Origin of the sequence: Amycolatopsis sp. cg5 (assembly GCF_041346955.1) — a bacterium.
Classification (GTDB): domain Bacteria; phylum Actinomycetota; class Actinomycetes; order Mycobacteriales; family Pseudonocardiaceae; genus Amycolatopsis.
Genome location: NZ_CP166849.1, coordinates 509,230 through 522,273 on the forward strand (window position 1 = coordinate 509,230; position 13,044 = coordinate 522,273).

The 13,044-nt window shown below is 66.5% G+C and carries 15 protein-coding genes; 9 read left to right on the forward strand and 6 right to left on the reverse strand.

Annotated elements, in window-relative coordinates; translation table 11 throughout:
• Window positions 1-41 precede the first annotated feature (41 nt).
• From tsaB to tsaD, 3 genes are read left to right on the forward strand one after another with little or no spacing between them, the layout of a single operon-like run.
• On the forward strand, window positions 42-695 hold the full coding sequence (tsaB, locus tag AB5J62_RS02640) for a tRNA (adenosine(37)-N6)-threonylcarbamoyltransferase complex dimerization subunit type 1 TsaB (RefSeq protein ID WP_370946479.1): 654 nt from the start codon (window positions 42-44) through the stop codon (window positions 693-695).
• Window positions 692-1,165 (forward strand): ribosomal protein S18-alanine N-acetyltransferase, encoded by a 474-nt coding sequence (gene rimI / locus AB5J62_RS02645; protein WP_370946480.1) that lies wholly within the window; start codon window positions 692-694, stop codon window positions 1,163-1,165. The genes tsaB and rimI overlap by 4 nt, the downstream gene beginning before the upstream one ends.
• Window positions 1,165-2,211, forward strand: a complete 1,047-nt coding sequence (tsaD, locus tag AB5J62_RS02650) for a tRNA (adenosine(37)-N6)-threonylcarbamoyltransferase complex transferase subunit TsaD (protein ID WP_370946481.1) — start codon at window positions 1,165-1,167, stop codon at window positions 2,209-2,211. Before rimI ends, tsaD begins: the two co-directional genes overlap by 1 nt.
• On the opposite strand, the gene wecB is transcribed toward tsaD, so the two are convergent.
• The 3 genes from wecB to AB5J62_RS02665 form a co-directional block, all read right to left on the reverse strand.
• Window positions 2,170-3,330: a non-hydrolyzing UDP-N-acetylglucosamine 2-epimerase gene (wecB, locus tag AB5J62_RS02655; RefSeq protein ID WP_370946482.1), complete on the reverse strand. Its 1,161-nt coding sequence runs from the start codon at window positions 3,328-3,330 to the stop codon at window positions 2,170-2,172. The two genes, tsaD and wecB, sit on opposite strands and share 42 nt — an antisense overlap.
• A gap of 94 nt (window positions 3,331-3,424) precedes the next feature.
• Window positions 3,425-3,607 carry an LPXTG cell wall anchor domain-containing protein gene (locus AB5J62_RS02660; RefSeq protein ID WP_091293739.1) on the reverse strand — a complete coding sequence of 61 codons (183 nt, stop codon included), beginning with the start codon at window positions 3,605-3,607 and terminating at the stop codon, window positions 3,425-3,427.
• A gap of 13 nt (window positions 3,608-3,620) precedes the next feature.
• Entirely contained in the window at window positions 3,621-4,394 is a 774-nt protein-coding gene (locus AB5J62_RS02665; RefSeq protein WP_370946483.1) for a choice-of-anchor P family protein, read from the reverse strand.
• Between the two features lie 293 nt (window positions 4,395-4,687).
• Here AB5J62_RS02665 and xrtP point away from each other — a divergent pair, with 293 nt between their 5' ends.
• Both xrtP and AB5J62_RS02675 read left to right on the forward strand, forming a co-directional pair.
• Window positions 4,688-5,194 (forward strand): exosortase P, encoded by a 507-nt coding sequence (gene xrtP, locus AB5J62_RS02670; protein ID WP_370950155.1) that lies wholly within the window; start codon window positions 4,688-4,690, stop codon window positions 5,192-5,194.
• Entirely contained in the window at window positions 5,191-6,564 is a 1,374-nt protein-coding gene (locus AB5J62_RS02675) for a glycosyltransferase (RefSeq protein WP_370946484.1), read from the forward strand. Before xrtP ends, AB5J62_RS02675 begins: the two co-directional genes overlap by 4 nt.
• Window positions 6,565-6,615: 51 nt before the next feature.
• On the opposite strand, the gene AB5J62_RS02680 is transcribed toward AB5J62_RS02675, so the two are convergent.
• On the reverse strand, window positions 6,616-8,469 hold the full coding sequence (locus tag AB5J62_RS02680) for an N-acetylmuramoyl-L-alanine amidase (RefSeq protein WP_370946485.1): 1,854 nt from the start codon (window positions 8,467-8,469) through the stop codon (window positions 6,616-6,618).
• A 104-nt stretch (window positions 8,470-8,573) separates the two neighbouring features.
• On the opposite strand from AB5J62_RS02680, the gene AB5J62_RS02685 reads away from it, so the two are divergent.
• A complete protein-coding gene (locus AB5J62_RS02685; protein ID WP_370946486.1) occupies window positions 8,574-9,212 on the forward strand; it encodes an HAD family hydrolase in 639 nt (212 codons plus the stop codon).
• 260 nt (window positions 9,213-9,472) lie between these two features.
• Here AB5J62_RS02685 and AB5J62_RS02690 read toward each other — a convergent pair whose 3' ends face one another.
• Window positions 9,473-9,763, reverse strand: a complete 291-nt coding sequence (locus AB5J62_RS02690) for a hypothetical protein (RefSeq protein WP_370946487.1) — start codon at window positions 9,761-9,763, stop codon at window positions 9,473-9,475.
• A 443-nt stretch (window positions 9,764-10,206) separates the two neighbouring features.
• On the opposite strand from AB5J62_RS02690, the gene AB5J62_RS02695 reads away from it, so the two are divergent.
• Window positions 10,207-10,950 (forward strand): DUF5919 domain-containing protein, encoded by a 744-nt coding sequence (locus AB5J62_RS02695; protein WP_370946488.1) that lies wholly within the window; start codon window positions 10,207-10,209, stop codon window positions 10,948-10,950.
• Between the two features lie 10 nt (window positions 10,951-10,960).
• Complete coding sequence (locus AB5J62_RS02700; RefSeq protein ID WP_370946489.1) at window positions 10,961-11,431, forward strand: NUDIX hydrolase; 471 nt, start codon at window positions 10,961-10,963, stop codon at window positions 11,429-11,431.
• A 312-nt stretch (window positions 11,432-11,743) separates the two neighbouring features.
• Here the strand turns inward: AB5J62_RS02700 and AB5J62_RS02705 are convergent, their stop codons facing one another.
• On the reverse strand, window positions 11,744-12,016 hold the full coding sequence (locus AB5J62_RS02705) for a DUF1883 domain-containing protein (RefSeq protein ID WP_370946490.1): 273 nt from the start codon (window positions 12,014-12,016) through the stop codon (window positions 11,744-11,746).
• 719 nt (window positions 12,017-12,735) lie between these two features.
• Here AB5J62_RS02705 and groES point away from each other — a divergent pair.
• A complete protein-coding gene (gene groES / locus AB5J62_RS02710) occupies window positions 12,736-13,029 on the forward strand; it encodes a co-chaperone GroES (protein ID WP_004559922.1) in 294 nt (97 codons plus the stop codon).
• The last annotated feature ends 15 nt before the right edge of the window (window positions 13,030-13,044 follow it).

Genomic DNA, 13,044 nt, shown 5'->3' on the forward strand with positions numbered 1-13,044 from the left:
GAGTGAAACGGTATCTACCACAGGTCGTAGGCTGGGACACCGTGCTGGTACTGGCCCTGGACACCTCGACACCCGCGATCACGGCAGGTGTCGTGCGACTCGACGACACCCGACTCGAGGTGCTCGCCGAGCAGGTGACGCTGAACGCCCGCGCCCATGGCGAGCTTCTCACCCCTCACCTGCTCGAGGCGGTCAACGCCGCCGACATCACACTCGCCCAGCTCGACGCGATCGTCGTCGGCGTCGGGCCCGGCCCGTTCACCGGCCTGCGTGCCGGGATGGCGACGGGCGCCGCGCTGGGGCACGCGCTCGGCATCCCCGTGCACCCCGTCTGCGGCCTCGACGCCATCGCGATCCAGGCGGCGCACGGTGCTCCGCTGCTGGTCGCGACCGACGCGCGCCGCCGCGAGGTCTACTGGGCCGCGTACGACGCCGAAGCCCGCCGCGTCGATGGCCCGCACGTCGACAAGCCCGCGGACCTCAAGCCGGAGGCCACGACCGCCGCCGGTGAGGGCGCCGAGCTGTACGCGGACGTGCTCGGCCTCGAAGTCGTCGAGCCGCGCCACCCGTCGCCCGCCGGGCTGGTCGCCGCCGCTCGCGAGAGCTTCGGCAAGGAGCCCGAGCCGCTGACCCCGCTGTACCTGCGCCGTCCCGACGCCGTCGAGCCGACCGCGCGCAAGCGGGTGACCGCGTGAGGCTGGAAGCCTTACGACGCAAGGACATCCCTCGTTGCGTCGAGATCGAAGCCGGGCTGTTCGCCGGTGACGACCCGTGGAGCGCACGCGCGTTCCACGCGGAGCTCGACGCGGGCGGGTACTACCTCGTCGCGCGCGACGAGGACGACGAGCTGATCGGATACGCCGGGCTCGCCGTCGTCGGACGCAAGCTCGGCGAGTTCGAAGCGAGCGTGCACACCATCGGCGTCGACCCGGAACACCAGGGCAAAGGCGCCGGAAAAGCGTTGCTCGGCGCGCTGCTCGCGCGCGCGGACGAGCTGTTCGCGCCCGTGTTCCTGGAAGTGCGCACTGACAACCAGCAGGCGATCGGACTGTACGAGGCCAACGGTTTCGCCAGGATCGGCCTGCGCAAACGGTATTACCAGCCGTCCGGCGCGGACGCGTACACGATGATGCGTCCCGCGCGGACCGAGGAGGTGGCAGGCTGATGCCCAAGATCATCATGGGGATCGAGAGCTCCTGCGATGAGACAGGGGTCGGTCTCGTCCGGCTGCACGACGACGGCGCGGTCGAGCTGCTCGCCGACGAGGTCGCGTCCAGTGTGGACCAGCACGCGCGGTTTGGCGGCGTGGTACCGGAAATCGCCAGCCGCGCGCACATGGAGGCGATGGTCCCGACCACGAATCGCGCCTTCGAGAAGGCCGGGCTCAAACTGTCCGATGTGGACGCCATCGCGGTGACCGCCGGGCCTGGCCTGTCCGGCGCGCTGCTCGTCGGTGTCTCGGCCGCCAAGGCCTACGCGGCCGCGCTGGGCGTGCCGCTCTACGGTGTCAACCACCTCGCCGGGCACATCGCGGTCGACACGCTGCAGCACGGCCCGTTGCCGTCGCCGTGCCTCGGGCTGCTCGTTTCCGGTGGCCACACGCAACTTCTGCGCATCGACGACATCGCCTCGTCCATCACCGAGCTCGGGTCCACTGTGGACGACGCGGCCGGTGAGGCCTACGACAAGGTCGCCCGCGTGCTCGGCCTGCCGTACCCCGGCGGCCCGCCGATCGACAAGGCGGCCAAGGAGGGCGACCCGAAGGCGATCGCGTTCCCGCGCGGGATGACCGGTCCGCGTGACGCGAAGTTCGACTTTTCCTTCTCCGGCTTGAAAACCGCGGTCGCGCGCTGGATCGAGGCCGCCGAGCGTCGTGGCGACGACATTCCGGTCAACGACGTCGCCGCGTCGTTCCAGGAGGCCGTCGCGGACGTGCTCACCGCCAAGGCGGTCAAGGCCGCGAAGGAACTCGGCATCGACACGATGGTGATTTCCGGTGGCGTGGCAGCGAATTCGCGACTTTCCAGCCTGGCGGCCGAGCGTTGTGAAGCCGCCGGCATCACGCTGCGCGTGCCGAGGCCGAGGCTGTGCACGGACAACGGCGCGATGATCGCCGCGCTGGGCGCGCACGTCGTCGCTGCCGGACGGCCACCGTCCTCTTTGGACCTGTCAGCCAACCCGGCGTTGCCGGTCAGCGTGGTGTCGTTCTGAGAAGGTGCCCAGCAGGGCTTCCATCGCCAGCACGGCTTTAGCGGCGGCATCGCCCGCGCCATAAGGGTTCGAGCTGGGCGCGGGCACGAGCGTGCCCGCGAGCAGACGCCTGGCCGTCGACACGATCAGTTCGGTGTCGGTGCCGACCAGCCACGCGTGCCCGGCGTCGACCGCCTCGTGGCGCTCGGTGCTCTCGCGCAACACGAGCACCGGCGTGCCGAACGTCGGCGCTTCTTCTTGGATACCACCGGAATCGGTCAGTACCAGCGCCGCCAGCCGCAGCGCGCGGACGAGATCGGGATAGCCGAGCGGGCCGGTGACCGTCACCCGCTCCACCCCGGCGAGCCCGGCCTCGACCTGCGCGCGCACCGACGGATTCGGATGCACCGGGAACAGCACCTGCACGTCTTCGTGCTCGCGCACGATCCGGCGGACGGCCGCGAGCGTGCGCTCCAGCGGCGCGCCCCAAGACTCACGCCGATGCGAGGTGACCAGCACCAGCCGTTCCCCGGCCTCGGCTACCTCCATCTCCAGCAGCGCGAGCGCGCTGTTGGCGGCGGGCAGATCACGCGCCGCGATGGCACGGACCGCGTCGACCACGGTGTTCCCGGTGACCACGATCCGCGGCGACGGCACACCCTCGGCACGCAGCGCCTCGGCGGCCTGCCGGGTCGGCGCCAGGTGCAGCGCGGCGATCCGCGACACCATCTGCCGGTTTCCCTCTTCGGGAAACGGTGATTCCAGGTCATTCGTGCGCAATCCGGCTTCCAGGTGCACCACCGGGATGCCGCGCCAGAACGCGGCGAGCGCGCCAGCGAGCGCCGTCGTGGTGTCGCCCTGCACGACGACCGCCGCCGGACGGTAGCGCTCCAAAGTCCGATCGATGGCCGGAAGCAGGCCAGACACCAGCTCGGCCTGGCCGCCGGACGCGCGCGGCGGAAGATCCAGCCAGGCGTCGATGGACACGCCGAACGGCACCAGCGCCTGCTCGACCATGCCCTCGTGCTGGCCACTGTGGACCAGCAGGGAGCGCAGCACCGGATGATCGCCGAGCGCCCGCGCCACCGGAGCCAGCTTGATCGCTTCGGGACGTGTCCCGATCAGCAGCAGTACGTCCACGTCAGCGAACTCCTCGGCCATAACTCAGTATGTCGAAAAAACGTGCCGAATGGCTGCCGTCGGGCAGTGAGTACCCGACGGCAGCCCGAATCAATCAGCTCGCCCGATGCCGGGCCATGCGCTGAGTGCGCCGGTAGGACGCGAAGACGGCCACCGCGCCGAGCACCAGCAGCAGCACGCCGACGGCGATCCACCAGCCGACATCGGCGCCGGTGGCGGCGAGCGCGCCGACCCCGCCACCCGCGGTGCCGACACCGGCACCTGGCACTTTGTACATTTCGGACCCTCGCTTACGCGGTCGCGCGACGGCGGTTCCGGGTGATCCTGGTGCCGATCGGCACCGCGATCGCGCCGAGCACACCGAACGCGATCCACATGCCCGCGCCCGACGCCAGCGGCATCGGCAGGCCGGCCGGGCCGCAGGTCGCGGACGAGACGATCACGTCGCCCGAACCGAGCGGCTGCAGCGCGGCGCCGAGCAGCTTCACGTGCAGCGCGTTGACGGTCAGGCTGCCGTCCTTGTTCTTGATCTGCTCGTTGAGGATGACCGTGGCGACGTTGATGTCACCCAAGCCGACCTTGAGCGTGGTGTTGGCGGCCGGGGTCACCGGGATCTCACCGAGGTTGCCGAGATCGGCCTTGGCGAAGGTGCTGGAGCCCTCGACGCCCTTCTGGGTCGCGCTGCACTTGGCTTCGATCAGCTTGACGCCGATCTTGCCGAGCGCGCCTTCGAGCAGCGGCAACCGGACGTCCGCCGTGCTGGCCTTCGACGACACGGCGCCGGATTCGGCGTCCCGCTTGGCTTCGGTATTGATCGCGCCCGCGACCAGGATGCCCGGCAGGTCCACTTTGGCCAGGCTCATCTTCTCGGGGCCCGCCGTGCTGGCGGCCGAGAACGGTCCTGCCTGCACGGCGTCGGCGCCGAGCAGTTTCACGTCTGCTTTGACGCCGTACGCGGAACCGTCGCCGGCGGCCGCCGAAGCGGGCACGGCACCGGCGAGTACGACGCCCGCGACCACGGCGCCGAGCAACCCGGCCCGGCGCAAGAGGTGCGTCTTCTTCAACTGGTCCTCCGGAATAAGGGAATGGGAAAGTCACGGCCGGTGCCGGGCGTTTTTACGCTGGGTAAAGCCCGGCAAGGAGTTCTTCGGCTCGTGATCCGACTATCGCCACTGAAGAGCGAAATAGCACGGAAAACATCGTTAACCACCCGCACGAGTGGTCTTTCGCGTTATCACCTGATCGGCCGAGCAAGTAACGCGCTGTTCCTGCCGAAAGCGTCAAGGTAGTGAGGCGATCGGGCGCCCGTTGTTCATCGACCAGTGAGGAAATCATTGTGGCGGTAGCTGACGCCCCCGTGGGCCGTTTTCCGGTGCGCCTGAGCGTGTTCGCGCTGGTCGCGGCTGGTGTGGGACTGGTGCTGATCGAGCGCGCCTACCGGGTTTTCGAAGTCCGTCTGTCAGGTTTGATACTCAGCGTCATCACCTCATCGGGTACCGAGGTCGTGGGTGACCGCGAAACGGTCTACTTTGGGTTATCGGGCGATACTCCACTCGGGTTGAGAATGACGCCGGAGTGCTCGTCGGTCTTTATGCTTTTGCCCCTATTGCTGGTGACCGCGGTGATGGTGTGGTTCCGGCCACAAAACTCTAGAACGCTGTTCAGTTCACTCGCCATTGCCGCGGTCGCCGTGGTGATCGTCAATCAACTCCGCGTACTCGCGATCGTCGGATTGGTGAACTGGCTCGGCGTCGACACCGGCTACTACTGGGGCCACACCCTGCTCGGCTCACTGGTCAGCGTCATCGGCGGCGCGGCCACGCTGGTGCTGTTCGTCTGGCTGTCGACCCGGCGGCGCGCATGAGCCTGAAGGTTCTGCTGGCGATCACCCAGGCGTTCGCGCTGACGATGAGCGTCGCGTTCATCGTCTACGTGGTCGTCATCATCGTCCCGTACCTACGCCGCAAACCCGCGCCCGTCGGCGACCCCGCCGCGTTCACCTGGCACTTCTTCGTGCCATGCCGTGACGAGCAGACGGTCATCCGCGATACGATCACCTACCTGCGCTCGACGTTCCCCGCCGCGCACATCTGGGTCATCGACGACGACTCCGAGGACCGCACCGCCCGCGTCGTGCGCGCGCTGTGGCGACGGCGCGGCGCGCCCGACAAGTTCCTCCACCTGGTGCCTCGCAAGCGCCCAGAAGCGCGTACAGGCAAGGGAGACGCGCTCAACGCGGCCTACCAAGAACTCAACGCCTGGCTCGGCGACGGACGGCGCGACAACGCGGTGGTGATCGTCGTGGACGCCGACGGCAGGCCAGCCGCGAACTGTCTCGAAGTCTGCGCGGCCGACCATCTCTTCGGCGACGACACGATCGGCGCGGTCCAGCTCGACGTGTGGATGAGCAATGTGGACACCCCGCCTGCCCGCCGTTTCTGGCTGTCACGGGCATTCGGGCTGAAACTGGCCCAGCTGCAGGACTTGGAGTTCCGCACGGCCATCGCGGCCATCCAGACCTCACGCGGGTTCACCGGCACGATCTCCATGGGCGGCAACGGCCAGTTCACCCGGCTCACCGCGCTCGACTCGATCGCGGGGGAGTACGAGCAGCCGTGGCGCGGCTCGCTGCTGGAGGATTTCGAGCTCGGCGTCCACCTGCTCACCGAGGGTTGGCGCACCGGTTACACACCGGATTCCCATGTGGCGCAAGAAGGTCTGTACAGCCTGCGCCGCTTCCTGGTGCAGCGCACGCGCTGGGGCCAGGGCACCATGCAGTGCGCGCGGTACCTGCGCCGGATCTGGGATTCACCGCACGTGAGTACCCTCGGCGCGGCGGAGATGATGTACTACCTCGCGCAGCCGTGGATGCAGCTGCTCGGCTCGCTGCTGTACCCGATCCCGTTCGTGGTGCTGCTGATCAGCACGGCCGGTGATCCGGCGCAGGTGTGGACCTGGTTCGCCGACGGCGCCTGGATCCTGTTCGCGATCTACGGCTCGTTCGGCCTGCTGCCGTTCCTCGTCTGGGGCCCGATCTACCAGATGAAATGCTTGCGCAGCAAGAACTTCCTGCGCGGCATCGGCATGGGCTTCGCCTACGCGGCGTACATCTACACCTTCTACATCACATCATGGCGCGCGCTCTTCAGGCTCCTGCGCGGCCGCAACGGCTGGGCCAAGACCCGCCGCAACACCGAGCAGGCCCAAGGCGTCAAGGTCGCACTCGACGCCTGAACGCGATAAAGCGGGCTTTACTCCGGGGAGTAAAGCCCGCTTTATCCCGGCTTAGAACGCGGGAACCAGCCTGATGTCATCCGCCTTCACGAACGCGATGCGGTGCCCGAACTGGATCTGCACGTACTTCGTCTTGCCCTTGACCACGACGTGGTTCGCCGGGTCGAAGGTGGTCGCCCAGTAGTACTCGGACCCGACGACGCCGCCGACCGAGTACTTCTGGCCCGCCGCGAGCGTGTACGGGAACGGCACGACATCCTGCGGCGTGATCCCGGCCGGGTACGCCGTGGCTTCGGGATAAGCCCTGCCATAGACCGGAATCGTGGCCAGCCCGGCCTTCGGCGTGGCGACCATCCCGAACGACGGCGACGCCGTCCGCGCGCCACGCGGGTTGAGGAACCAGCCCTTCTGCCCGAGGTACCAGACAGCCGTCCAGTCACCCTGGCGGTCGGCCACCGCGTACTTCTGCCCGGTGGTCACCCGGCTCCCGGTGTCCGAGACACCCATGGTGGTGTTCGAGCCGTCCGGGTGCAGCCCGACATCCTTGAGCAGCGGCGCGTCCGCCCGCGGCTCGGTGCGCAGGATCACCGCGCCGGAACCCCTTGCCGGACAAGGAACTCCCGCCTTCTCACAGCCGACGAACGCGGGCTGGTTCGTCGCGAAGTCGGGCGTGATCGTCACCAGCGAGGAACCAGGAAGACCGAATCCCTTCAGCGGCGCCCCGAGCAGGTCGAAGTAGTGCGACCAGTCCCAGTAGGGCCCCGGGTCCCAGTGCATGCCAGGGATGGTGGCCGGCGTGGTGCCGGGCACGTTGTCGTGCCCGATGATGTGCGCCCGGTCCAGCGGCACGTCGTACTTGTCGGCCAGATAGCGCACCAGCTTCGACGAAGCGCGGTACATCGCCTCGGTGTACCAGGTGCCCTTGGCCGCGAAGCCCTCGTGCTCGATCCCGATCGACTTCGAGTTGATGTACCAGTTGCCCGCCTGCCAAGCGACATCCTTGGTCGCCACGTGCTGCGCGATCTGGCCGTCACTCGAGCGGATCGTGTAGTGCCAGCTCACGTACGTCGGGTCCTGGACCAGCTGCATGGCCGTGTCCCAGTAGCCCTCGGTGTCGTGGATGACGATGTGCGTGACCTTCTGGCTCTCCGGCCGGTTCGCCTTGTCGTGGTTGCCGTAGTCGTTCTTCGGCAGCTCCTGGTACGGAGCGGGCACCGAGGTGCACGAGACTCGCCGAGGGCATTCGACCCCGGTCGGCGCCTTGTCCTTCGGCTTCACCCCTGGCGTCGCCTTGAGCTGGACGTGCTGCCCGTCATCGGTGGTGCGAGCCACCCCGGTCGCCATGGTCTCGAAGACCTCATCGGCGAACGCCTCGTTGTTCGCACCCGCGTACTTCGCGATCGCGTCATACCAGTCAGCCGGCGCGGTCGGCCGATTCCGCTGGAAGCTCGCCAGCAGCGCGGCCCCACCCCGGATGTTCTGCGTCGCGTCCGACCGCAGCGTCTCGACACTCTGGCCGACGAGCTTCGCGGCCTCATCGATCGTCTGCAGCCCAGCGGGCGGCTCGGCGGTCGTCGGAGCCTGCGGCTTCAGCGCCGGCCTGGCGTCGTCACCGCGAGCGTCCTCGGTGCCTTCATCATGGTGCGTGCCCGGCTTACCCGCCGTGCGGAGGTCGGTGAGGTGCATCGGACCATATCCGGCCCCGGTACTGGGCGTGCCAGCGTTCGTATCCCACCGCGATTCCAGGTAGGAGACGCCCAACAGCACGCTCTCCGGCACCCCGAACTCCTGCGCGGCGTCGGCATAAACCTGCTGCCTGCTCGGCGCCGCCTGCGCGGCGGGCGAGGCCAGCAATCCTGCGGCGAGTACCGCGCTCGTGAGCACGGCGAATGATCTGCGGACCAAGGTGAAACCCCCAAGCTCTAGTCGGGCGGACAAAACCTAACAACAACCTCACGCCGCCGGTAAGACCTGACCGAAGGTTCGGCCCCGGCCGTAACATCGGGCCCATGGGGGACTTGCTCGCTGCGCGTGACCACGTGTTCCTGGATTTCGACGGCCCGGTCTGCACGCTCTTCTCAGCGCTCCCGGCTTCCGAAGCCGCGGACCGCCTGAAAGCGCTGCTCAGCCCAGGCTTGCCGGACGATATCGCCGCGTCAGCCGACCCATTCGAGATACTCGCCTTCGCGGCTTCTTGCGGTCCTAGCGCGGCTTCGGTCGTCGAGCGTCAGCTGAAGCGGCTGGAGCTTGAGGCCGTTTCTCAAGCGACCCCGGGTGCCCTGGACGTGATCCACGACCTGGCCCGCGACGGCTACACGCTGACGATCGTGAGCAACAACTCGGTCGACGCGGTTCGCGCCTTCCTGGTCATGCACGACCTCGCTCAGGCGGTCCGCCGCATTAGCGCTCGCGTGGACGGGGACGTCTCGAAGCTCAAGCCGAGCCCGTTCCTGATCGAGCAGGCCATCCGTGGGCTGGGCACGTCGCCGTCCCGGTGCCTGATGGTGGGGGACTCGGTCGCGGACATCGAGGCCGCTCGCGCCGCGGGAGTCGCGGTCGTGGCCTACGCGAACAAGCCGGGCAAGCGCGAGCGTTTCGCGCCGTATGAGCCCGACGTGATCATCGAGGACCTCGCCACCCTTCGGTGATCCGCTGAAGATGTCTGCTATTGGCCGGAATGGCAAACGTGGCGGGCGAGTGGAACCTTTGCTGCATCTGATGCAGCAAAGGTTCCACTCGCCCGCGGCAGGCCGGGGTCGTCGTGTGTGTGGGGGGGGGCGTGAGTGGTACGGCCGGTTCTAACCGGTCTAAACACTCACGACCCCTGCCCTCGCTCAGCCGCGAAATGCCGCGCCTCGCGACGTGACCTCGTCAGCCAGACCGAAGCACACCACATTTGCCCTTCCCCTCAATAAGTCAGCCCTGGCAGCTCGAGGGACACTCCCGTTTCCTGCTCGATGGCCAACCGTCGGTGTTCTTCCAGGAAGTCAGCCACCGCCTGAGCGCCGTCGCGGAGTTGACGCAGGAGACCGACGAACGCGGGCCACTTCGCCGGATCGGCTGGAGGCATCAGCGCCAGGCTGTCCGGATCCAGGTAGATCACCAGCGTTGCCATATCCGGCCCAACCTGGTGCATCCCGGCCGCCGCTTCTGGCCCCGGCTTCCACTGCGCGTTGAACGCCACTTCCCAGTCCTTCATATTCGTGGGTTTCCCAAAACTGCGCCTGGTCCTCAAAGGCTTCAGCCGCCGCGTACACCGCGGCCACCGCCCACCACCTCAGCCGTCCCTGCGCACCGATGTCCCGCCACGCGGCCGCCACGGCTGACGACGCTCGCGCCATGTTCTGCGCCACCGCGCCATTGACCCCGCTCGGATCCATCGCCACGAGGTCGGACACGTCGCAGTACGCGCGATATGCCTTCTCCCAGGTTTGTACGAGCTGTGCCGGCGTCGAGAGCAGGGGCATCCCGTCGCCTACGCGGTGCACTTGTCGGACGTGGTCACGGTCTGTCTCCCTAGCTCTCGCGTCTCCTGGCCACCTAATCTCCGGGAATCAGCGGGACGAGAGCACCATCAGACGGGATTTCTGGGGACGTCCTCGCTACCGTGAAGACGTCCCCAGAAATCCCGTGGAGGCTTGGATGCCGAACGAACGCCTGCGTGACGCCCTCTTGCGCAACGGCCTCACGCCGGAACAGGTCGCCGAGGCGATCGGCGTCGACCCCAAGACGGTCGAACGCTGGATCTCAAAGGGCCGAACTCCGTACGCGAAGCACCGCCACGCCATCGCGGCTCTCGCGCGGGAGAAGGAGACCTACCTCTGGCCGGACGCCATCCAGCCCGAGCGGGCGGCCGAGATCAGCGGGTCGGAGATCCTGAAGGTCTACCCGCACCGCCACGCCATCCCGCGCGACCTCTGGAGCCAGCTCCTGTACGGAGCCAAGGGCGAGATCGAGATCCTGGTGTACGTCGGGATGTTTCTGCTCGACGACCGGACGATCCTGCGCAAGCTCATCGAGAAGGCTTCGGACGGGGCGCGTATCCGGCTGCTCTTCGGCGACCCCAACAGTGCCGCGATCAGCCGTCGCAGTGTTGAGGAGAACATCGGCAAGAACACGATCACCGCGAAGATCCGGCAGGCCCTGGCTTTCTTCAAGCCGCTGGCTGACGTCGACGGGATCAGCATCCGCCTGCACGGCACGACGCTCTACAACTCGATCTACCGCTACGACGACGACATGATCGTCAACCCGCACGTCTTCGGATTCCAGGCACCCCACGCGCCCGCGCTGCACCTGCGGCGGCTGTCCGGGGGCGATCTCTTCGAGACCTACTCCGAGAGCTTCGAAGCCGTCTGGAAGGCCTCCAAGCCGGTGAAGTGGTAGGCAAGGACGCATGCCGAAGCGCGACTACTACGACGACCCCAACGCCCCTGCGGCGAACAGCCTGGTCCCCGCGGTTTCGGCCGTCGTCACCGATGAGGCCGGGCGAATCCTGATGATCCGCCGCGCTGACAACGACCTGTACGCCATCCCCGGCGGAGCGCAGGACATCGGCGAGACCGTCGCCGAAGCTGTCATCCGCGAGACACGCGAAGAAACCGGCATCGACATCGAGGTCACCAGCCTGGTCGGCATCTACAGCGACCCCCGTCATGTCATCGCCTACGACGACGGCGAAGTCCGACAGGAATTCTCCCTCTGCTTCCGGGCTCATCCAGCTGGTGGTTCGCTGCGGGCTAGTCGTGAGAGCAAAGAAGCCTTATGGGTCAACCCATCTCAGCTTGCGCATTTGGATGTTCATCCGTCTGTTCGCTTACGAATCGACCATGGCCTCAGCTCCTCAACGAGTCCGCACTTTAGCTAGCCGCCAACCATCTTGTGAGCAGCACGTAACGCCAGCAGCCCGTAGTCGCCGTGCGACGATGTGTATCGAAGGCGATGTCGAGGGTGCAGGAATGATTACTTCTGAGTTCCGTAGGGTCGCTGATTGTTGGGCTTTAGTGACACATCCAACTCGCTTGCCCGATTGCGCACCGCATCCTCAGAACGCTTGAGGTGCAATGCGATCACTCGCGTCGGCGTGTTGCCAGCGGCTTCACGCTTCAGTTTCTGATCATCGGCACTCGTCCATGGCTTACCGCTATTGGCTGGAGTTTGTGACATCGTTAGCTACCTCCTAATGGCTCGACAGCACTCGGACACTTGCGCGACCGCTACCTGCATAACCGCCGTAGTCAATGACTATGTGCCAATGTTCGGAACCGGGGACCGATACCCTGAAGGGCGAGCGCGTAACGTGACCGCCTGTGTACCGATGGTTTCGACCAGACTTGTAAGACGCCAGGTTCGCACTGTCCATCAATTTTACGTTGGCCGAGTTTCCGGCAAGAGTAACTTCTACGACCGTGCCAGCGGACTGCTGGCCGAGGTCCCATGTGTAGTAATTCATGGGGCACCGCCAAATTGATCATGAGTCGTCTGTCTGTTCGACTCTTAAACCATGAAAACACATCGGTCCGACACTCTTACGCCGCGACACGCGACGGATACTCGTAGGTGCGACGTCTGCCGAACTTGGCTCTACGGGATCAAGGCGCGGTAGTCAGGTTCGAAGAAGCCGCAACGCGCGTCACGTATGGGTCCCTCGTTTTGGATCGTTTAACGCCGGGTCGACGGCATCAAGAGTGCCTACGGTGTCGCTACTCGATGAGCAAGCACACTCCTGATCTTGACGACTTGGCGCTAACTTCGGCGGGGGCGAGGGAAACGGGGGCGAGTGGCTACCGACCAACTCACTCGTCGTCGGCTGCAGGAAGGCGCGGGCAAGGTTGCAATCAGCCGCTCCAGCCAGTTCGCATTGCGGGCTGTCGAGTCGCTCGCACGCGGAGGAGAAGGTGGCCTAGGCGCCTCTCCTTCCGCTGGCATGCTCGGGGTGACCCGCAGCAGCCGATCGACGACAGCGTGGAACCTGTGCGGAACGAATCGGCCGGTCAGGGCCCGTTCGAGGGAGTTTCCCCAGCGTAAACGGACCCTGGTTGCGAAGCTGGCACTCTCGTGGCTAGAGTGCTAATCGCACGGCACCGACAGCCCCGGCACCCGCGACGGCGGGGGTGGTAGGAGTCGTTATCAACCTGCCAACGCTTTCGACGACCCGTGGAGGTCAACCCGGTGAGCGTCAACATCAAGCCGCTCGAGGACAAGATCGTTGTCCAGACGAGCGAAGCCGAGGAGACGACCGCTTCCGGTCTCGTTATCCCCGACACCGCGAAGGAAAAGCCCCAGGAGGGCAAGGTTCTGGCCGTTGGTCCGGGCCGCATCGACGACAAGGGCAACCGCGTCCCGCTCGACGTTAACGTCGGCGACGTCGTCATCTACTCCAAGTACGGCGGCACCGAGGTCAAGTACAACGGTGAGGACTACTTGATCCTGTCCGCCCGCGACGTGCTGGCCGTCATCAACTGACGTCCCGCTCAAAGC